This window comes from Streptomyces sp. NBC_01237, assembly GCF_035917275.1.
Classification (GTDB): Bacteria; Actinomycetota; Actinomycetes; order Streptomycetales; family Streptomycetaceae; genus Streptomyces.
Map to the genome: position 1 here is coordinate 5,654,966 of NZ_CP108508.1, position 19,955 is coordinate 5,674,920.

16 protein-coding genes are annotated in these 19,955 nt (G+C 72.8%); 11 read left to right on the plus strand and 5 right to left on the minus strand.

Features of this window, described 5'->3' with window-relative positions; all coding sequences use genetic code 11:
• Positions 1-228: 228 nt before the first annotated feature.
• Positions 229-930, minus strand: coding sequence for a uridine kinase (locus OG251_RS25365; protein ID WP_326679287.1), 702 nt, complete (start codon positions 928-930; stop codon positions 229-231).
• A gap of 64 nt (positions 931-994) precedes the next feature.
• Between OG251_RS25365 and OG251_RS25370 the strand changes: the two genes are divergently transcribed.
• A complete protein-coding gene (locus tag OG251_RS25370) occupies positions 995-1,408 on the plus strand; it encodes a hypothetical protein (protein ID WP_073718197.1) in 414 nt (137 codons plus the stop codon).
• A 99-nt stretch (positions 1,409-1,507) separates the two neighbouring features.
• Here the strand turns inward: OG251_RS25370 and OG251_RS25375 are convergent, their stop codons facing one another.
• From OG251_RS25375 to deoC, 3 genes are read right to left on the minus strand one after another with little or no spacing between them, the layout of a single operon-like run.
• Positions 1,508-2,422, minus strand: coding sequence for an aldehyde dehydrogenase family protein (locus OG251_RS25375; RefSeq protein WP_326679288.1), 915 nt, complete (start codon positions 2,420-2,422; stop codon positions 1,508-1,510).
• Entirely contained in the window at positions 2,412-3,851 is a 1,440-nt protein-coding gene (locus OG251_RS25380; protein ID WP_326679289.1) for an aldehyde dehydrogenase family protein, read from the minus strand. Before OG251_RS25380 ends, OG251_RS25375 begins: the two co-directional genes overlap by 11 nt.
• Positions 3,852-3,856: 5 nt before the next feature.
• On the minus strand, positions 3,857-4,804 hold the full coding sequence (gene deoC / locus OG251_RS25385) for a deoxyribose-phosphate aldolase (RefSeq protein ID WP_326681415.1): 948 nt from the start codon (positions 4,802-4,804) through the stop codon (positions 3,857-3,859).
• Between the two features lie 137 nt (positions 4,805-4,941).
• Between deoC and OG251_RS25390 the strand changes: the two genes are divergently transcribed.
• The 10 genes from OG251_RS25390 to OG251_RS25435 all read left to right on the plus strand — a co-directional run bounded on the left by OG251_RS25390 (position 4,942) and on the right by OG251_RS25435 (position 18,133).
• Positions 4,942-5,616: a PH domain-containing protein gene (locus OG251_RS25390; protein ID WP_326679290.1), complete on the plus strand. Its 675-nt coding sequence runs from the start codon at positions 4,942-4,944 to the stop codon at positions 5,614-5,616.
• 388 nt (positions 5,617-6,004) lie between these two features.
• Positions 6,005-6,394 carry a hypothetical protein gene (locus OG251_RS25395; RefSeq protein WP_326679291.1) on the plus strand — a complete coding sequence of 130 codons (390 nt, stop codon included), beginning with the start codon at positions 6,005-6,007 and terminating at the stop codon, positions 6,392-6,394.
• Positions 6,395-6,458: 64 nt separating this feature from the next.
• Positions 6,459-7,508, plus strand: coding sequence for a phosphate ABC transporter permease subunit PstC (gene pstC / locus OG251_RS25400; RefSeq protein ID WP_326681416.1), 1,050 nt, complete (start codon positions 6,459-6,461; stop codon positions 7,506-7,508).
• Positions 7,509-7,525: 17 nt separating this feature from the next.
• Positions 7,526-8,992 carry a phosphate ABC transporter permease PstA gene (gene pstA, locus OG251_RS25405; RefSeq protein ID WP_326679292.1) on the plus strand — a complete coding sequence of 489 codons (1,467 nt, stop codon included), beginning with the start codon at positions 7,526-7,528 and terminating at the stop codon, positions 8,990-8,992.
• A complete protein-coding gene (pstS, locus tag OG251_RS25410; RefSeq protein ID WP_326679293.1) occupies positions 8,989-10,722 on the plus strand; it encodes a phosphate ABC transporter substrate-binding protein PstS in 1,734 nt (577 codons plus the stop codon). Before pstA ends, pstS begins: the two co-directional genes overlap by 4 nt.
• Positions 10,719-13,265, plus strand: a complete 2,547-nt coding sequence (locus tag OG251_RS25415) for a hypothetical protein (protein WP_326679294.1) — start codon at positions 10,719-10,721, stop codon at positions 13,263-13,265. The genes pstS and OG251_RS25415 overlap by 4 nt, the downstream gene beginning before the upstream one ends.
• A 289-nt stretch (positions 13,266-13,554) precedes the next feature.
• Positions 13,555-14,475 carry a hypothetical protein gene (locus OG251_RS25420; protein WP_326679295.1) on the plus strand — a complete coding sequence of 307 codons (921 nt, stop codon included), beginning with the start codon at positions 13,555-13,557 and terminating at the stop codon, positions 14,473-14,475.
• A 100-nt stretch (positions 14,476-14,575) separates the two neighbouring features.
• Positions 14,576-16,057 (plus strand): hypothetical protein, encoded by a 1,482-nt coding sequence (locus OG251_RS25425; RefSeq protein ID WP_326679296.1) that lies wholly within the window; start codon positions 14,576-14,578, stop codon positions 16,055-16,057.
• Between the two features lie 114 nt (positions 16,058-16,171).
• Positions 16,172-17,152, plus strand: coding sequence for a sortase (locus OG251_RS25430; protein ID WP_326679297.1), 981 nt, complete (start codon positions 16,172-16,174; stop codon positions 17,150-17,152).
• Positions 17,153-17,293: 141 nt separating this feature from the next.
• On the plus strand, positions 17,294-18,133 hold the full coding sequence (locus OG251_RS25435; protein ID WP_326679298.1) for a phosphate ABC transporter ATP-binding protein: 840 nt from the start codon (positions 17,294-17,296) through the stop codon (positions 18,131-18,133).
• Positions 18,134-18,193: 60 nt separating this feature from the next.
• Here OG251_RS25435 and OG251_RS25440 read toward each other — a convergent pair whose 3' ends face one another.
• A complete protein-coding gene (locus OG251_RS25440) occupies positions 18,194-19,834 on the minus strand; it encodes a phospho-sugar mutase (RefSeq protein WP_326679299.1) in 1,641 nt (546 codons plus the stop codon).
• Positions 19,835-19,955 lie beyond the last annotated feature (121 nt).

Consider the following 19,955-nt stretch of genomic DNA (forward strand, 5'->3'; position numbering starts at 1 on the left):
GGAACAGGCCGGCGCTTCGGGGGAGGCGACGGTACGGGGAACGCAGCGGGGTCGGACGGGCCGGGGGGTCCTGTCCGGCCCCGTTCGCGTGTCCTGCCGCCGGTGCGGTGCACCGGGCCCGTGCCGCGCGGAGCGGCCCCGGCCCCGGAGGCCGCCCCGAGTGAGGTGCGGAGGCGCCCCGAGGACGCCCCGCGGTGCTTCACCTTCCCGCGGACGCCCTGATGCGCTTCACCTTCCCGCGGACGCTCCGCGGCGGCAGCGGCCCGCAGCAGCCGCGGCCAGTCGGCCCAGGGCCTCGTCCTTGCCGCACGGATACGCGCCCAGCGCCGCCTGCCGGGCCACGATGCGCCGCTCGGCCCGCATCAGACGCCACCCGCGCCGCACCAGGAACGGCACCGATTTGCGCCCCTCGCGCAGATCCCGCAGCAGCCGTCGCCGGAAGGTCGTCGACGGACGGCCGCGCAGACACAGCGCGTCGGCCAGCAGCCCCAGCTCCTGGCAGCGTCCGACGATGTCCGCCGCGAAGATGCCCTCGGCCACGAACAGCGGCGAGCGCTCTATGTGGAACGCCTCCTGGTCCGTGCGGGCGCTGGTGGCGATGTCGTACACCGGCACTTCCGTGCGGCCCGTGCGGCACAGCTCCGCGATGGCCGCCACCGCCGCGTCCGCGTCCCAGGACTGCGCGGAGTCCCAGTCGATGTCCGGGCTGCCCGGGACCTGGGGCAGCGAGGGGTCGTCACCCTCCTTGTAGAAGTCGTCAAGACGCAGCACCGGCAGACCGGTGCGAGCGGCGAGGGACGACTTTCCGGAGCCGGAGGGGCCCGCGAGCAGCACGACGCGGGTCGGGATCGGTTGGGAACTCACAGAACAGAAGTGTGAGGCATTGACCCGCGTAGGGGATCCCTCGGAGGTCTTGTTGGTATCGAGCATCACACCTCAACTACTCTGCGCGCACGGACGATCACACATCCGGACCCGATCAGGTGGGAAAATCATGGGACTTCATGCACGCAAGCCCGCACGTCGCGTTCTGCTGCGCGCCGGTCTGACCATCACCGCGATGGGCGCCGCACTCGGCGCCGGAGCCACGGCCGCCCAGGCGGCACCGCCGCCCTCCGCCCCCGCCAGCGAGGCCGACAGCACCTTCGGGGCGATCACCGACGCCGCCGCGCCCGCACTGACCGGGGCGCTCGGGTACTCGCTCGCCGGGGCCGTCGCGCCCATCACGGATCTTCAGCTCGACCCGCTGGCCGGGACCGGGGTGGACCCGCTGGACAACGCCGTGGGCACCCAGATCGCCGACTTCGCGCCGGTGACCACGGCTGTCGTCACCGACCCGCTGACCAGCGGCGGCGCGCTGAACGATCTGCCCGTGGTGGGCGAGGTCACCGGGTTCATCACCGGCTGATCACGGGCCGGCCGGTCGCGGCCGACGGCACGGCGCAGGGCCGCCCCCCGGGTGAGGGGCGGCCCTGCGGGAAGTGCGTACCTGCCGGGGTGCGACGGGTCAGTACGAGGAGCCGGAGGCGCCCAGGGAACCCGTGGGGTGCCACACCGTCTTGGTCTCCAGGAAGGCCGTCAGCCGGTGCGTACCGGGGTCGGCCGACCAGTCGGCGGAGGTGCCGTCGCCGTCCGCGTCCACAGGCCGGGGACGCAGTACCCGCTTCAGGTTGTCCGCCGCCGCGATCTCCAGCTCCTTCGCCAGCGCCGGGTCGGCGCCCGTCAGGTCGATCGCGTTGACGTCCTGGTGGGAGGCGAGCGGGGCCGCGAGCTCCGCGGTGCGCCCGGACAGGATGTTCACCACACCGCCGGGCAGGTCGGAGGTGGCCAGCACCTCGCCCAGGGAGAGCGCGGGCAGCGGTGCGTCGGCCGAGGCGATGACCACCGCGGTGTTGCCGGTCGCGATCACCGGGGCGATCACCGAGATCAGCCCCAGGAACGACGACTTCTGCGGTGCGAGGACCGTCACCACACCCGTCGGCTCGGGGGTGGAGAGGTTGAAGAACGGGCCGGCCACCGGGTTCGCCCCGCCGACGATCTGGCCGATCTTGTCGGTCCAGCCGGCGTACCAGACCCAGCGGTCGACGGCCGCGTCCACGACGGCCGCCGCCTTGGACTTCGACAGGCCCTCCGCGTCCGCCACTTCCCGTACGAACTGGTCCCTGCGGCCCTCCAGCATCTCGGCGACGCGGTAGAGGACCTGGCCGCGGTTGTACGCGGTCGCGCCCGACCAGCCGCCGAACGCCTTGCGGGCGGCCACGACCGCGTCGCGGGCGTCCTTGCGGGAGGACTGGGGGGCGTTCGCCAGCCAGTTGCCCTTGGAGTCCGTCACCTCGTACACCCGGCCGCTCTCGGAGCGGGGGAACTTGCCCCCGACGTACAGCTTGTAGGTCTTGAAGACACTCAGACGGTTATCGGACATCGAGGTATGCCTCCAGGCCGTGGCGGCCGCCCTCGCGGCCGAAGCCCGACTCCTTGTAGCCGCCGAACGGCGACGTCGGGTCGAACTTGTTGAACGTGTTGGCCCAGACGACGCCCGCCCGGAGCTTGCCCGCCACCGCGAGGATGCGGGAGCCCTTCTCCGTCCAGATGCCGGCCGAGAGGCCGTACTGACTGTTGTTGGCCTTGGCGACCGCCTCGTCCGGGGTGCGGAAGGAGAGGACGGACAGCACGGGGCCGAAGATCTCGTCGCGGGCGACGGTGTGCGCCTGGGTGACGCCGGTGAACAGCGTCGGCGCGAACCAGTAGCCGGCCGAGGGGAGCTCGCAGGGGGCGGACCAGCGCTCGGCGCCCTCCGCCTCGCCCGTCTCGACGAGCGAGGTGATCCGGGCGAGCTGCTCCTGGGAGTTGATCGCACCGATGTCGGTGTTCTTGTCCAGCGGGTCGCCCAGGCGCAGCGTGGACAGCCGGCGCTTCAGGGAGTCCAGCAGCTCGTCCTGGACCGACTCCTGCACGAGGAGCCGGGAGCCCGCGCAGCAGACCTGGCCCTGGTTGAAGAAGATCCCGGTGACGATGCCCTCGACGGCCTGGTCGATCGGGGCGTCGTCGAAGACGATGTTGGCGCCCTTGCCGCCCAGTTCCAGGGTGGCCCGCTTGTCCGTACCGGCGATCTGACGGGCGATGGCCTTGCCGACCGCGGTCGAGCCGGTGAAGGCGACCTTGTTGACGTCCGGGTGCCCGACGAGGGCGGCGCCCGCGTCGCCGTAGCCCGTGAGGATGTTGACGACGCCCTTGGGGAGTCCCGCCTGGCGGCAGATGTCCGCGAAGAAGAGCGCGGAGAGCGGGGTCGTCTCGGCGGGCTTCAGGACCACCGTGTTGCCGGTGGCGAGCGCCGGGGCGATCTTCCACGCGAGCATCAGCAGCGGGAAGTTCCACGGGATGATCTGGCCGGCCACGCCGAGCGGGCGCGGGTTCGCGCCGTAGCCCGCGTGGTCCAGCTTGTCGGCCCAGCCCGCGTAGTAGAAGAAGTGCGCGGCGACCAGCGGGAGGTCCGCGTCGCGGGTCTCCTTGATCGGCTTGCCGTTGTCGAGGGTTTCCAGGACGGCGAGCTCGCGGCTGCGCTCCTGGATGATCCGGGCGATCCGGAACAGGTACTTGGCGCGCTCGGAGCCGGGCAGCGCGGACCACTTCTCGAACGCCCTGCGGGCCGCCTTGACGGCCCGGTCGACGTCGGCCTCGCCCGCCTGCGCGACCTCGGAGAGCACCTCCTCGCTGCTCGGCGAGACGGTCTTGAAGACCTTGCCGTCGGCGGCCTCGGTGAACTCACCGTCGATGAACAGGCCGTACGACGGAGCGATGTCGACGACGGAACGGGATTCCGGCGCCGGTGCGTACTCGAATGCAGATGCCATGGGGATCAGTCCACCGTCACGTAATCGGGGCCGGAGTAACGGCCGGTGCTGAGCTTCTGGCGCTGCATCAGCAGGTCGTTGAGCAGGCTGGAGGCGCCGAACCGGAACCAGTGGTTGTCCAGCCAGTCCTCGCCCGCGGTCTCGTTCACCAGCACCAGGAACTTGATGGCGTCCTTGGAGGTGCGGATGCCGCCGGCGGGCTTCACGCCGATCTGTACGCCGGTCTGCGCCCGGAAGTCGCGCACGGCCTCCAGCATGAGGAGCGTGTTCGCGGGGGTGGCGTTGACCCCGACCTTGCCGGTCGACGTCTTGATGAAGTCCGCGCCCGCCAGCATCCCGAGCCAGGAGGCGCGGCGGATGTTGTCGTACGTGGACAGCTCGCCGGTCTCGAAGATCACCTTCAGGCGGGCGGAGCCGCACTCCGCCTTCACGGCGAGGATCTCCTCGTAGACCTTCAGGAAACGGCCGGAGAGGAAGGCGCCGCGGTCGATCACCATGTCGATCTCGTCGGCCCCGGCCGCCACAGCGTCGCGGACATCCGCGAGCTTGACGTCCAGCGCGGCGCGTCCGGCGGGGAAGGCCGTCGCGACGGACGCCACCTTCACTCCGGAACCCGCCAGCGCGGCGGCGGCGGTCGCCGCCATGTCGGGGTAGACGCAGACCGCGGCGGTGCGCGGAGCCGTGCGGTCGGTGGGGTCGGGGTTGACGGCCTTGGCGGCGAGTGCCCGGACCTTGCCCGGGGTGTCCGCGCCTTCCAGCGTCGTCAGGTCGATCATCGAGATGGCGAGATCGATGGCGTACGCCTTGGCCGTCGTCTTGATCGAACGGGTTCCGAGGGACGCGGCGCGCGCTTCGAGGCCGACGGCGTCGACGCCGGGCAGCCCGAACAGGAAGCGGCGCAGCGCACTGTCGGACGCGGTCGCGTCGGAGAATGCGGGAGCAGTGGTGGGCATGGTCACCAGATGAGCATATCTACGCGCGTAGCGACCTGTACAGGGGACCCGGCCGACCGTGCGTATTCGCCGAGCGGCGTGCGCCGGGCGCACGGCCGCCCCGTCGTCGTGGGCTCCGGTCAGGCAGAATCGGCCCTATGACGAGCCCCACACCCCCCGCAGAGCCGACCTATGCCGACCGGACCTACCGGTCGGGCGCCGGGCTGGTCTGCGGTGTCCTGCTGCTTCTGCTGGTCGCCTGGCTCGCCGGTGATGCCATGTTCCAGGGGGACGGCCGGGTGCCGTGGGTGGCGCTCGCCGGGCTGCTGACGGCGGTGCCGCTGATCGTGGCGTTCACGCTGCGGCCCGCGGTGTTCGCGAACGGCACGCGGATCCGGATCCGCAACCCGTTCCGGACGGTCGAGCTGCCGTGGAGCGCGGTCGCCGACGTGCGCGCCGGGTACTCCACCGAGCTGATCGCCCGGGACGGCGCCACCTTCCAGCTGTGGGCGGTGCCGGTCTCGCTGCGGGAGCGCAAGCGGGCGGCCCGCAAGGCCTCGCGGCAGTCCCTGGACGACCCGTACGGCCGGACCTCGGTCAACGCCGACGTGCGCGACAGGCAGGCGCGCGTCGCGGCGGCCGACCAGACCGTGCTGGACCTGCGGGATCTGGCCGAGCGGGCGGGCCACGGGGAGAGCGGGAAGAGCGCGGGGACCGCGGAGACCGGGGCGACCGGGGCGGGCGTGGCGTCCCCGGTGCGCTGGGCGTACGAGGTGATCGCCCCGGCCGCGGTGGGCGCCGTGGCGCTCATCGTGCTGCTCGCCGTGGCGTGATGTGAGGTGACGTGAGGACGGTGTCCCGGCGGGTGGCCGTCGGGCGCCGGGAGGCCGGGGCGCCGGGTCCGCCGCTCCTCGGTTCGTGAGCGGTGCGCGCCTTCCCGTGGGCCCGCACCCCGGCGTCCGCGCGCCGGCCGGCGCGCCCGCGGGAAGGCGTGTCCGCGGGAAGGCGTGTCCGCCGGACCGGGTGAGCGCCGGACCGGGTGAGCGCCGGACCGGGTGCTCGTCGGGCAGCGGGCCGTTCCGGTGTATGGCGGACGCCCTACGGACTACATCGCGATGAAAACCGACCGGATGACTGGTTTGCGCCCCCGGTCGCGCCCCCCGCTCAATAAATTGCGCCTGCCGCCCGACTTCCGAAGGGGGCGGCGGGGGGTGGGGCGACATGACGCGTACGGATGGTGCTGATGGTGCCGGCAGAGCGGAAGCGGTACGGGCACGATGTCGGATCGACATCGACACGGACGGGGGATACGGCTGGCGGATGATCGCGCAGAACGGGCGCGTGGTCGCGGTGTCCGCCCATGCGTTCGGCGCGTACGGCGACTGCCGTCGCGCCTTCGACGAACTGCGCGAGAGCCACCGGGGCCAGACCGGTGCTGTCCAGCACACGCCCTCGGGCAACGGCTGGATCTGGCTGCTGAGGGAAGCGGACGGCCGCGCCACGGCCGTCTCCGCACGGGCGTACGAACGGCATTCGACCTGCCGGGCCGCCTACGAACGGTTCCGCGCGCTCCTCGCCGAGATGGGGGACGTCACCGGAAGTTGCCTTTAGGGCACACCTCATTCACATCTCGGGGCGCACGGGTTCATCGCGTCCCGCGAGCGTCGGCCGCGTGATGACACGAACAAAGGAGCGACCCCCGCCCGCCGGGACACGCACCGGCGCACCGGACGAGCCCGGCGCCGTATCCGAAGTGCCCCGGCGGCTGTACGCGGACCCCGGGCTGCCCGACCGGGTGTTCCGCGCGGTGGCCCGGAGCGGCGGGGGCTTCGTGCTGGCCGTGATGCTCCTGGTCGGCGGATTCCTCCTCTACCGGGCCTGGCAGGCGCTCGAACGGGCCGGCTGGGCGTTCCTCACGACCCAGGCGTGGGAACCGGACGCCGGACGGTTCGGCATCGCCGCGGTGCTCATCGGCACGGTGCTCATCGCGCTGACCGCGATCACCGTGGCGGTTCCGCTCGCCATCGGCGGCGCCCTCTACATCTCCGAGTACGCGCCGCCGCGGCTGCGCCGGACCCTGATCAGCGTCGTCGACCTGATGGCCGCCGTGCCCTCCGTGGTCTACGGGCTGTGGGGGCTCTTCTTCTTCGAGGGCGCCGTCCTGCCCACCGCCCGCTGGATCGCCGCCTACTTCGGGTGGTTCCCGCTCTTCACGGTCGACGGGGCCGACCCCCGCGACCCGCTCGCCCCCGAGACCGTCTACACCTCCTCCACCCTGATCGCGGGCATCGTGGTCGCCCTGATGGTGGCGCCCATCATCTGCTCGGTGATGCGCGAGGTGTTCTCGCAGGCACCCGCCGGGGAGCGCGAGGGCGCGTACGCCCTGGGCGCCACCCGCTGGGGCATGATCCGCAGCGTCGTCCTGCCCTTCGGCAAGGGCGGCATGATCGGCGGCACGATGCTCGGGCTCGGCCGGGCGCTCGGCGAGACCATCGCCGTCTACCTGATCATCTCGCCCGTCTTCGAGATCCAGTGGCATGTGCTGCAGAACGGCACCAGCTCGGTCGCCGCGCTGATCGCCCTGCGCTACGGCGAGGCCAGCCCGTTCGGCATGTCCGCGCTGATGGCCGCCGGTCTCGCGCTCTTCCTCATGACCCTCGTCGTCAACTTCGCCGCCTCGTCGATCGTCGCCCGCAGCCGCTCCGGCGCCTCCAGCGACGCCTAGAAGGGTGCCCGCCCGTCATGACACTCGCACCCGAACCGCCGCGGACCGTAGGCGGGTTCGCGTCCGCGTCCTCGTCCGCGTCCTCGTCCTCGCCGAAGGACGTCCCGGAAGCCGCCCGGGATCACGTCGCCCAGGATCACGTCGCCCCGGACCACGTCGCCCCGGACCACGGAGCCCCGGCCGCGTCGCGCACCGTGCTGCCCGCCCGCACCGCTGAACGGCAGCGGACGGGCGGCGAGGTCCGGCGCTCCCTGAAGCTGACCCGCCCCTCGGACACCTTCGCCCTGGCCGGTGCGGCTGCCGCGGCGCTGAGCGTGACCGCACTGCTCTTCGTCCGCCTGCTGCCGTTCAACGGCGCCGTGGGCTTCGTCTTCGTCGCGTACGTGCTCTTCCTCGGGCTGTACGCGCTGCTGGTCTCGTTCGACGAGGACGGGCCGGCGATCAGGGACCGGCTGGCGGGCATCGTCGTACGCAGCATGGGACTGGTCATGCTCGTCGCGCTGGCCTTCGTGATCGTCTTCACGCTCTGGGAAGGCCGCAAGGCGCTGCCCCACGGCAACTTCTTCACCCAGGACATGAAGCTCGCGGGCCCGCTGGACGGCCTCGGTGTCGGCGGCATCCTGCACGCCATCGTCGGCACGCTCCAGCAGATCACCCTCGCGCTCCTGGTCACCGTCCCGACCGGGCTGGTCTGCGCGGTGTTCCTCAACGAGGTCCCGGGCCGCTTCGCCCGCTTCGTCCGCACCATCGTCGAGGCGATGACCGCGCTGCCCTCGATCGTCGCCGGTCTGTTCATCTACGCGACCGTCATCCTCGCCGTCGGCTTCGACAAGTCCGGGCTCGCCGCCTCCCTCGCCCTGGCCGTGATGATGCTGCCGATCATCATCAGGGCCTCGGACGTCGTCATCCGCCTGGTGCCCGGCACGCTGCGCGAAGCCTCCTACGCGCTGGGGACCTCGCGCTGGCGCACCGTCTGGCACGTCGTGCTGCCCACCGCCCGGTCCGGGCTGACCACGTCGGTCATCCTCGGCACCGCCCGCGGGGTGGGCGAGACATCGCCGGTGCTGCTCACCGCGGGCTTCACGGCCGAGCTGAACGCCGATCCGCTGTCCGGGCCGCAGGTCTCGCTGCCGCTGGCCACCTTCGAGTTCGTCAAGTCGCCCGAGCCCGACATGATCGCCCGCGGCTTCGGCACCGCGGCGACGCTCATGGCGCTGGTGCTGCTCCTCTTCGTGATCGCCCGGCTCATCGGCGGCCGCGATCCGGGGCAGCTGACGAAGGCCCAGACCCATCGGCGGGTCCTCGCCTCGCGCCGCGACTCCGCCCGCTTCACGGCCCGTACCGGGGCCCGCGCCGCGGCTGGTTCCCCGGCCGGTGCCGAAGGCCGTGCCGAAGCCCGTTCCGCAGCCGGTGAGGCCACCCGTACGACACCGTCGGGCACCCCGTCCGGCGGCGCCACCACCACACCCGGGAGTACCCCGTGAGACCCGCGACCGTGTCCCGTCTGGCCATGGGGCTGGCCGCGCTGCTCTGCGCGCTGCTGGCCACCGGTCAGCCGCCCGCCCTGGCGGCCTCGTACAGCAAGATCACCGGCGCCGGCTCCACCTGGAGCTCCAACGCGCTGGACCAGTGGCGCCGCAATGTCGCCTCCAACCTCGGGATGACCGTCAACTTCGCGGCCACCGGCTCGTCCAACGGCCGTGAGCAGTTCAAGAACGGCACGGTCGACTTCGGCGTCTCGGAGATTCCGTACGGGCTCAAGGAGGGCGGCGTCACGGACGTGCCGCCGAAGCGCGGCTACGCGTACATGCCGATCGTGGCCGGTGGCACCGCGTTCATGTACAACCTCAGGATCGGTGGCAAGCGGGTCACCAACCTGCGGCTGTCCGGCGACGTCCTGGCCAAGATCTTCACCTCGCGGATCACCCGGTGGAACGCGCCCGAGATCAGGGCGGACAACCCGGGCCTGAACCTGCCGAGCCGCCAGATCGTGCCCGTCGTACGCTCCGACGGTTCCGGCACCACGGCGCAGTTCACCACCTGGCTGGCCAAGGAGCAGGGCGCGACCTGGAACGACTTCTGCCGACGGGCCGGGAAGTCCACGCCCTGCGGCATGACGTCGTACTTCCCCAGCGCCTCGGGCTCCTCCCAGATCGCCAAGTCCGGTTCGCTGGGCGTCTCCGGCTATGTGCGGCAGAACCACGCCGAGGGCGCCATCACCTACGTCGAGTACTCGTACGCCATCAAGACCGGCTTCCCGGTCGCCAAGATGCTCAACCGGGCCGGGTACTACGTGGAACCGACCGCCTCCAGCGTCGCCGTGGGGCTGATGGCGGCACGGATCAACAACGACAAGGGGTCCTCCGACTACCTGACGCAGATCCTCGACGGGGTCTACCGCTCGGGCGACCGGCGTACCTACCCGCTGTCCAGCTACAGCTACATGATCGTGCCGACCTCGCTGGACGGCGAGAAGAACCCCATGACGGAGGCGAAGGGCAGGACCCTCGGCGCCTTCGCCAACTACTTCCTCTGCGACGGCCAGCAGCAGGCGGAGGAGCTCGGCTACTCACCGCTGCCCAAGAACCTGGTGCTCGCGGGATTCGACCAGGTACGGCGGATCCCCGGCGCCCCCACCGGCAAGGTCGACATCAACGGCTGCCGCAACCCCACCTTCTCCAAGGACGGCGGCAACACCCTCGCCAAGAACGCGCCGTACCCGAAGGCGTGCGACCAGCGGGGCCCGCAGCAGTGCTCCAACGGCACCGCCGGAGCCAAGAACGAGCAGACCCCGGTGAAGCCCGCGGCGCAGGGCTCCAACGGCGGTTCCGGAAACGGCGGTTCGGGCGGCGGAGGCGCGGGTGGCACCGGCGGTTCCGGCGGGGCGACCGGCTCCGGCGGCACGGGAAGCGCCGGTACGACGGGCGGTGCCGACAGCGACGGTGACGGCACTCCGGACGCCCAGGAGGCCGCCGCGGGCGGGGGAGGCGCGATCGACCCCGACACCGGCGAACCGATCGACGACGGCGGCTCCGGCTCCGGTGACGCCTCGGTCGTCGCCAACCCCGTCAATCTCGCGTCCGACGACGCGGTGGGGCTGCGCGGTGCCCTGATGGCGCTGTCCGCCCTGCTGCTCGCCGGTGTGGTCGTCGGCCCGCCGCTCACCGCCCGCGCGCTCGCCGCGCGGTCCCGCCGCAAGGGAGACCTGTCGTGAGACCCCCGCGTGCCCGTGTCCGCCCCGGGAGACGTACGGCCGCCGGTGCCGGAGCGCTCCTCGCCGCCGTACTGCTCGCCCTGGTCCCGCTGCCGAGCGGCGCCGACCAGGCGCGGGCGGCCCAGGCGGCGACCACGGAACAGACGGCACAGACGGCCAGGACGGCATCCACGGCGTCCACGGCGTCCACGGCGCGGGCGGCTTCCGCGGGCCGTGCGGCGGACGCCGGATCGGCGGTCACCAGGAGCGGTACCAAGGGGCCCTACGACGACTTCTCCGGCCTCAGGGTGACCGTCCACCAGACCGAGCACCTGCGGGCCCAGGGTGTGAAGGTGACCTGGACCGGCGGGAGGCCGACCCCGCTGGGCGGAAAGTTCGTCAACTACCTCCAGATCATGCAGTGCTGGGGCGACAGCTCCGGCGGCCCCGACCGGGAGAGCTGTGACTTCGGGGCGGTCAGGGCCGGGGGGAGCTACAACGGGAGCCGGGTGCTGCCCGAGGGATGGGACCCGCAGGAGTCCGAATACACGCAGGGCGAAGGCAACTTCAGCCCCTTCGTGCCGTTCCGGCCCGTCACGGGCAAGCCCACCGAGGACGCCTACGACTTCACGTACTTCGGCCCGAACGACTCGAACGCGGAACCCCTGCGCAAGACCCAGCCGGACGGCACCGGCGAGGCGATCTTCGAGGTGCAGACCGCACTCCAGGCCCCCCACCTGGGCTGCGGCGAAGTGAACGGCAGCGGCGGGAAACCGCGCTCGTGCTGGCTGGTCGTGGTGCCGCGCGGCGAGCACGAGACCGAGGCGCCGGCCAACGGCAACCTGGACACCTCCCCGCTGAGCCGGTCGAACTGGGACCGCCGGATGGTCTTCCCGCTGCGGTTCGATCCGGTCGGCGCGACCTGCGACCCGGACCGGCCGGAGCGCCGCATCATCGGCTCCGAACTGCTCACCGACGCCGTCTCGTCGTGGCAGACCGTCCTGTGCGACGGCCTGGACGCCCGCTTCACCTTCAGCCAGTCGGGCGAGGACCACGCCCGCTCCCTGATCCGCAACCCCTCCGCCACCTCGCCCGGGATGGCCGTCACGGTCGACCCCGTCGAGACGGCCGAAGGCGCCCCGCCGGTCGTGCACGCCCCCCTCGCGGTGAGCGGGCTGAGCGTGGGATTCCTCTGGGAGCACGCGGGGGCGCCGAACGAGTGGGTGCGCGATCTGCGGCTCAGTCCACGGCTGCTGGCCAAGATGCTGACCCAGTCCTATGTCGCGGGCGTCAGTCTCTGGAGCGTCGACAGCCCGAAGCCGCCGCATCTGGCGGGGAATCCCGAAGCGCTGGTCAGCGATCCTGAATTCGTGGAGCTCAACCCCGCCATGGCGGGCCGAGCGGCTCGCAGCGGTCCGCTCGGAATGGTCGCACCGAGCGAGAACTCCGATACGAGCCGACTGCTGTGGCGCTATCTTCAGTCCGACCGGGACGCCCGCGAATTCCTTTCCGGAAAACCCGATCCCTGGGGAATGAAACTCAATCCCTTCTACCGGGACATGGCGCTCGACAAAGAGGCGCCGGACTACTTCCCGAAAGCGGACCCGACGGAGACCAGGGCCTCCGCGGGACCCACGGAGTGGGCCGTCTACACCGGTGCCGAGATCGTGCCGTACGCCGAGAACCTGCACGACGGTGCGCTGCGCGTGCGCCGCGGGTACAGCGGTCAGACGACGAACTTCGAGGTCTGCGCCGAGTGCGCCACGGGCGGCAAGCTGACCGGGGAGCGCAGCCCGCAGGGCATGCGCCAGGTGGCCGGACTGGTCGACGCCCCGTCGGCCGACCGCTATCAGCTGGACATCGCGGCCCTGCCGAACGCCGACGGTGAGTTCGTCGTGCCCACCGAGAAGTCCCTGCTCGCGGCCGTCGCGCAGATGAAGGACTCGGCCGTGGCCGGGGTGAAGGCGCCCGATCCGGCACGGGCGAGGAACGGCGCGTATCCGCTGACGGCGGTCGCCTACGCCGCCGCCACCACGGACCAGCCCGCCGCCGCCCGCCGGGACTACGCGCGGATGATCCGGTACGCGGCCGGGCCGGGCCAGACAGCGGGCCTCACCCCCGGACAGCTGCCGCACGGGTACGCCCCCCTGCCCGCGGCGATGCGCGCACAGGCGAGGGACGCGGCGGGCCTGCTGGAACGCGGCGCCGGGACCCCGCCCGGCGCCGGCACGCCGGGTGGCGGCCGGAGCGCAGGACCGGGCGGCGACGGCACCGCGGGCGGACCGGCATCCGGTGCGGACTCCGGCGGTACGGGGGGCGGCACGGCGGCCGGTGGCGGCTCGGCGGGCGGCCCCGGCCCCGACGGGTCGCCGGGGACCGCGGCGGGCGCCGACGACACGTCGAAGGTGGCCGCGACCGCGTCCGGCGCACCGACCCCCTCGCAGGTCCTCGGGCTGATCCGGTGGGTGCTGCTGGGGGTGCTGATCGCGGGCGGCGCGGCGGCGCTGGCGGGCCCGGTGATGATGCGGCTGTCGACCCGGAGGGCGGCGGCCGGCTCCGGCTGAGTCCTCGGCCGGCGTCCTTCGGCCCACGTCTTCCGGCCCGGTGCGATTCCCCGGATTTCCCCGGATTCCCCGCCCGGTGAATCCGGGGAATCGTGCTGGTCTCCGGGGAATTCTCTTGGTGTCGCCCAGTAAATCCATACGTAACCTGATCAGCAATTGGATTTGGTGGCCGGGGGGACCGCTCTGCGGAATTGTTTGCGGTGGCCGGCCGACGGGTCGGCGGTAACAGAATCCGGATTGTACTTGCGCGTCCATTCCTTGCATTCCGTATCCACGGAGGAGAACAGAAGTGAACGTCAAGACTCGTGTTCGTCTGGGTGCCGCTGTCGGCGCCGCCGCCCTCGGCCTCGGCATCATGGCCCCCGTCGCCTCCGCCGACCCGGCCACCCCGACCGACTACCGCGTCCTCGCCGGTGCCGGCTCGGACACGACGCAGGACGTGGTCAACGGTCTCGGTGAGTCCATCGACGGCGGCACGCTGATCGCCTCGTACGACGCGACCGGTTCGAGCACGGTCAAGACCCGGGCGGCCAACTGCACCCTCACCCGTCCGAACGGTTCCTCGGCCGGCATCAACGCCCTCAACAGCAGCATCGACGGCGCCACCGGCTGTCTGGACTTCGCCCGCTCCTCGCGCGGACCGGCCGCCGCCGGCACCGACCTGACCTGGATCCCGTTCGCGCAGGACCGGGTGACCGTCGCCGTCCGCGGGGACAGCCCGCTCAACGCGAACCTGAACCTCACCACCGCCCAGCTCAAGTCCATCTACGAGTGCACGCTGACCTCGCTCAACGGTGTCTCGCTGACCCCGCTGCTGCCGCAGGCCGGTTCCGGGACGCTCACCTTCTTCCTCGGCGAGATCGGCAACCCCGTCGTGGGTGCCTGTGTCGGCACGATGCAGGAGCACAACGGCGTGCAGCTCGACACCGCGGGCGACATCGCCCCGTACTCCGTATCCCAGTACAACGCCCAGGTCAGCGGCGCGGTCAACGACCGGCACGGTGCCACCGTGCTCGGCAAGGTCAACGGCGGCGCGTTCAGCCGCGACGTCTACAACGTCGTCCCGACCGCGAAGCTCAACGACGCGACCATCGACGCCACGTTCACCGGCTCCGACTCCAAGGTCTGCGCCGAGACCGACGTCATCGAGTTCTACGGCTTCACCACCATCGCCAACTGCGGCGCGACCGTCCTCAAGGGTGAGCGCTGATCATCGCCACCCCGTAACCGTGCGACAGCCGGGCACCCATCGGGGTGCCCGGCCCCACGGCGTACCCGAAGTCCACCACCACCCCCTGGGGAGAAACGCGATGAATCGCCTCGCACCACGCAGATCGCCCGCGGCGCTGCTGTTCGGATCACCCGTGGCGCTGCTCGGCGTCTGCGCGCTGCTGTGCGGTCTGGCGGCCGCCGTTCTGGGTCTGTCCACCGAGGCGCACGCCGCGTCGGCACGGATCGGGACGTTCACCCTGGAGCCCGCAGCCGGGAGCATCAAGGACGCCCAGCTCGCCACCTCGGCCACCACGGACGCCGCCTGCCCGGCCCCCGCCGATCCGCAGGCGCCCTACGTCAGGGCCGGGCTCCGCCTGCCCAAGCCGGCCGCCGCGACCGGGGGGCTGGCCTCGTACGCCCTCACCACCTCGGCCGCGGGTGCGCCGCTCGACTCCGGGCCCTTCACCGCCGCGCTCCCCGCCGGGGCCTCGCTGGAGAGCGTCCTGCGCAAGTACGTCAAGACCGGTCCGCTGGACGGCACCTACGAGATCCGGCTGCACTGCGACACGGCGACGAGCGTGGGCGCCTTCGACCACTTCTCGGCGAGCGTCCGGGTCACCGGCGAGAACTGGGCCCTGGTCCGGGCGCAGGCGACCACGATGGAGCTGACCGGGCCCGCCACGGCGGCCGGCGCGCCGCTGAAGCTGACGGCGGCCCTCACCCCGGCAGCGGCGGCGGGCCGGGTGAGCTTCGGCGCCGGAACGTCCGCCGCCGGCCCGTTCACCGAGGCAGGAGCGGCGGAGCTGACCGGGGGCAAGGCCGAACTGACCGTCACCGCACCGGCGAAGCCCGGCCTCGCCTACTACAGCGCCACCTTCACCCCCACGGACCCGGAGGCGTTCAGCGGTACGTCGGACCTCCTGGCCGTGACCGTCACGGACGCGGCGCCGAGTCCCGACCCGAGCGCCACCGACCCCACCGGCAAGCCCACGGACGGCCCCACCGAGCCCGCGGACCTCGATGTCACCGACGCCGACGGGAAGCCGCTCGACGCCAACCCCGCCCTCGAAGCCGGCCAGAAGGTCCTGGTCACCGCCCGCGGCTACACCAAGGGCGCCACGGTGAAGGTGGCCCTCGCCGACAGCGGGGCCACACTCGCGGACGCGACCGCCGACGCCGAAGGCACCGTCGACGCGTACGCGTTCACCGTCCCCGCCGGGATCGAGGACGGCGACCACACGCTCACCCTCGCCGAGGACAAGGCCGACGGGCACAGCGTCGTCTTCGCCTTCGTCACCGGCGAGCAGCCGAGCCCCACCCCCGACCCGAGCGACACCGCGGGCACCGACGACGGCGGTACGACCTCCGGCGGCACGGGCGGTGACGCGGGTGACGCGGCGGGCGCCGCGGGCGGCGGCTCGGGCGGTTCCGGCGGACAGTCCGCCGGCCCCCTCGCCTCGACCGGCGGCGAGGCGGGCGCGATCGGCCTCGCCGCCGCCGCGCTGATCAGCCTCGGGGCGGCGATCGTGATCCACGTCCGCCGCAGGGGCCTGCTCACGTTCGGCCGCCCGGCGCACTGACCCACCGGGCCATCCCGGCGCACCGACCCACCGGGCCTCCGGAGGCGGGCCGTCACCCCGCCTCCGGACCCCGGGCACCGCCACCACCCCTCCGCAGCCAGGAGCGCAGCCACCGTGACCGTGCTGACCCCGCCACCGCCCCCGCCCCCGCCACCGTCCACGGTGACGGCACCTCACGCCCCGGCGCCGGCCGCGCCCCTCGCCCCCGCCCCCGCTCCCACCTCCCCGCCCCCCGCGCCGGCCGCCGCCCGTCCGGGCCTCGCGCTGGCCGGGGCGGCCCTGTGCGTCCTGGCCGCCGTACTCCTCGGCTTCACCGCGAACCTGACGCTCGTCGGCCACCTCCAGCACTCCCGGGACCAGCAGACCGCCTACGACGAACTGCGCAGGCAACTCGCCCTGGGCACCGCCCCCGTGGGGCAGCGCACCTACGACGGAAAACCCCTCGCGGCGGGCGCCCCGATGGCGCTCCTGCGCATCCCCGCGCTCGGCCTGCGGGAGGTCGTCGGCGAGGGCACCACGTCCGGGGTGCTGATGTCCGGGCCCGGCCACCGCCGCGACACCCCGCTGCCCGGCCAGGCGGGCACCTCCGTGGTCATGGGCCGCCAGTGGGGGTACGGCAGCCCCTTCCACGGTCTGCACAGGCTTCCCGTCGGAGCGAGCATCGAGGTCACCACCGGCCAGACGAAGGCGGTGTACCGGGTCACCGGCGTCCGCCGACCCGGCGACGGTCTGCCCGCCCGGCTCGGCCGGGACCAGGGCCGGCTCACCCTCATCACCGCGACCGGCGGCCCCTACACACCCGCGGGCGTCCTGCGCGTCGACGCCGCGCTCACCACCCCCGTACAGCCGCATCCGCCCCGCGAGGCGCGCAGCGGCTGGATCAGCCCGGCCGAGGAGGCCCTTGCGGGCGAGAACGGTGCCTGGCTCACCGTCTTCCTCTGGTCGCAGGCGCTGCTGGCGGCCGCGCTGCTCGCCACCTGGGCGCTGCGGGTCTGGGGCGTCTGGCAGACGTGGATCACAGCGGTCCCGGTGCTCGGCGCCCTGGGGATCGCGCTCGCCTCGGCCGCCACCCGTCTGCTTCCCAACCTGCTCTGAGCCGCTACGAGCCGCCTTCGCACTGCACAGAGCCGCTACGAGCCGCCCTCGCACCGCACAGAGCCGCTGCGAGCCGCCGTCGGGCGGCCGTCGAACCGGCGCACACCGATCCGCCCCGAGAGCCGAGGAGTCACCCGTCCCATGACCGACCTCATCGACACCGCCGTCCAGCCCCGCACGGTCACCGGACCGGGCACCGCGCCCCTCGCCGCGACGCTCGAAGCGGACGCGATCTCCGCCTGGTTCGGCGACCACAAGGTCCTCGACCGGGTCTCGCTGACCATGCCCGCACGTCAGGTGACCGCCCTCATCGGCCCCTCGGGCTGCGGTAAGTCGACCTTCCTGCGCATCCTGAACCGGATGCACGAACTGATCGGCTCGGCCTCGCTGGCGGGCCGGGTGCTCCTGGACGGCGAGGACATCTACGACCGGGGCCGTCGGATCACCCACGCCCGCCGCGAGATCGGCATGGTCTTCCAGAAGCCGAATCCGTTCCCCGCGATGTCCCTGTACGACAACGTCCTCGCGGGCCTGAAGCTGAACGGCATCAAGGTGTCCAGGGGCGGGCGCGACGACCTCGTGGAGGAGTGCCTCACCAAGGCGGGCCTGTGGAAGGAGGTCCGGGACCGGCTGCGCCAGCCCGGCGGCGCGCTCTCCGGCGGGCAGCAGCAACGCCTCTGCATCGCCAGGTCGCTGGCGGTACGCCCCCGGGTCCTGCTGATGGACGAACCGTGCTCGGCCCTCGACCCGACCTCGACCCGGCGGATCGAGGAGACCGTCCACGACCTCAAGGACGAGGTCACGATCGTCATCGTCACGCACAACATGCAGCAGGCGGCGCGGGTCTCCGACGGCTGCGCGTTCTTCCTCGCGGAACAGGGCACCCCCGGGCTGATCGTCGAACACGGCCCGACCGAGGACATGTTCGGCTCCCCGCAGGACCCCCGGACCGCCGACTACGTCAACGGCCGCTTCGGATGACGCACCGGCCCCCGTCCCCCGGGAAGGGGAACGGGGGCCGGTGGACGCGCGGGTGCCGGATCAGATCCCGGCGGCCGCCGCCAGGTCCCGCTTGATCCCGGCGAGCAGTTCGGCGCCCCTGGCCCGCGCGGCGGGCAGCTCCCGCGCCGAGCCGACCGGCACCACGACCTCCAGGTAGCACTTGAGCTTCGGCTCGGTGCCGCTCGGGCGGACGATCACCCGGGCGCCCGTCAGGTGGTAGCGCAGCCCGTCGGTGGGCGGCAGCTGCCCGGTGCCCCGGGAGAGGTCCTCGGCCGAGGTGACGGCGAGTCCGGCCAGCGCGGCCGGCGGACGCTCGCGCAGGCGCCGCATGGCGTCCGCGATGACCGACAGGTCCTCCACCCGGACGGACAGCTGGTCGGTGGCGTGCAGCCCGTGGGCGAGGGCGAGGTCGTCGAGGAGATCCAGGAGCGTACGCCCCTGTTCCTTGAGTACGGAGGCCAGTTCGGCGACGAGCAGGGCGGCCGTGATGCCGTCCTTGTCGCGCACGCCCTCGGGGTCGACGCAGTAGCCGAGCGCCTCCTCGTACCCGTACCGCAGTCCGTCGACGCGGGCGATCCACTTGAAGCCGGTCAGCGTCTCCTCGTAGCCGAGCCCCGCCTTCTCGGCGATCCGGCCGAGCAGCGAGGACGACACGATCGACTCGGCGAAGACACCCGTCGCGCCGCGGTCCACCAGATGGGCGGCGAGCAGCGCGCCGACCTCGTCGCCGCGCAGCATCCGCCAGCCGCCCTCGGCCGTCGGGTCCGGCACGGCGACGGCGCAGCGGTCGGCGTCGGGGTCGTTCGCGATGATCAGATCGGGGCCGGCCCGGCGTGCGGTCGCGAAGGCGAGATCCATCGCGCCGGGCTCTTCCGGGTTGGGGAAGGCGACGGTGGGGAACGCGGGGTCCGGCTCCGCCTGCTCGGCCACGAGCACCGGCTCGGGGAATCCGGCGCGGGCGAACGCGGCCGTCAGTACCGAGGTGCCGACGCCGTGCATCGCCGTGTACACGACCCGGGCGGTACGGGGGCTCCCGGCGCCGAGCACGCTGTCCGTCCGCGCGAGATAGGCGTCCAGCACCTCCTCGCCGAGCACGTCCCAGCCGGACTCCGGGCGGGGCACGCCGTCCAGCGGGCCGACCGCGTCGATCGCGGCGGCGATCTCGCCGTCGGCCGGGGGCACGATCTGCGAGCCGTCGCCGAGATAGACCTTGTAGCCGTTGTCGCGCGGCGGGTTGTGGCTGGCGGTGACCTCGACCCCGGCGACGGCGCCCAGATGCCTTATGGCGTACGCCAGGACCGGGGTCGGCAGGGGCCGGGGGAGCACGGCGGCCCGCAGCCCGGCGCCGGTCATCACGGCCGCGGTGTCCCGGGCGAAGTCGGCCGACCTGTAGCGGGCGTCGTACCCGATGACGACGAGCCCGCCCTCCTGCCCCTGCGCCTTGAGGTGGGCGGCGAGGCCCGCCGCGGCGCGGATCACGACGGACCGGTTCATCCGCATCGGCCCGGCCCCGATCTCGCCGCGCAGTCCGGCGGTGCCGAACTGGAGCGTGCCGGCGAAGCGTACGGCGAGCTCGTCGAGATCCCCGGCGTCGATGAGCCGTCCGAGCTCGTCACGGGTCTCGGGGTCCGGGTCCTCGGCCAGCCAGGTCCTGGCCTGCGCGATGAGGTCGTGCTGCACGGGGTCCGCCTCTCTGGGGGAAGGGGGTACGGGGACGTACGGGGGTGCGGGGGAGCGGGCCGACGACGGCCTCGCGGGCGCGGGCGGCCGGGTCCGCGACCCACGGTCCCGGAAAGGGGCG

What these genes read in the sequence shown, in the direction of transcription:
- OG251_RS25370 (WP_073718197.1), top strand. Translation starts at nt 995, where the DNA reads ATGGGACTTCATGCACGCAAGCCCGCACGTCGCGTTCTGCTGCGCGCC.
- OG251_RS25425 (WP_326679296.1), top strand. Translation starts at nt 14,576, where the DNA reads ATGAATCGCCTCGCACCACGCAGATCGCCCGCGGCGCTGCTGTTCGGA.
- OG251_RS25390 (WP_326679290.1), top strand. Translation starts at nt 4,942, where the DNA reads ATGACGAGCCCCACACCCCCCGCAGAGCCGACCTATGCCGACCGGACC.
- OG251_RS25435 (WP_326679298.1), top strand. Translation starts at nt 17,294, where the DNA reads ATGACCGACCTCATCGACACCGCCGTCCAGCCCCGCACGGTCACCGGA.
- pstC (WP_326681416.1), top strand. Translation starts at nt 6,459, where the DNA reads ATGACACGAACAAAGGAGCGACCCCCGCCCGCCGGGACACGCACCGGC.
- pstA (WP_326679292.1), top strand. Translation starts at nt 7,526, where the DNA reads ATGACACTCGCACCCGAACCGCCGCGGACCGTAGGCGGGTTCGCGTCC.
- OG251_RS25395 (WP_326679291.1), top strand. Translation starts at nt 6,005, where the DNA reads ATGACGCGTACGGATGGTGCTGATGGTGCCGGCAGAGCGGAAGCGGTA.
- deoC (WP_326681415.1), bottom strand. Translation starts at nt 4,804, where the DNA reads ATGCCCACCACTGCTCCCGCATTCTCCGACGCGACCGCGTCCGACAGT.
- OG251_RS25380 (WP_326679289.1), bottom strand. Translation starts at nt 3,851, where the DNA reads ATGGCATCTGCATTCGAGTACGCACCGGCGCCGGAATCCCGTTCCGTC.
- OG251_RS25365 (WP_326679287.1), bottom strand. Translation starts at nt 930, where the DNA reads ATGCTCGATACCAACAAGACCTCCGAGGGATCCCCTACGCGGGTCAAT.
- OG251_RS25375 (WP_326679288.1), bottom strand. Translation starts at nt 2,422, where the DNA reads ATGTCCGATAACCGTCTGAGTGTCTTCAAGACCTACAAGCTGTACGTC.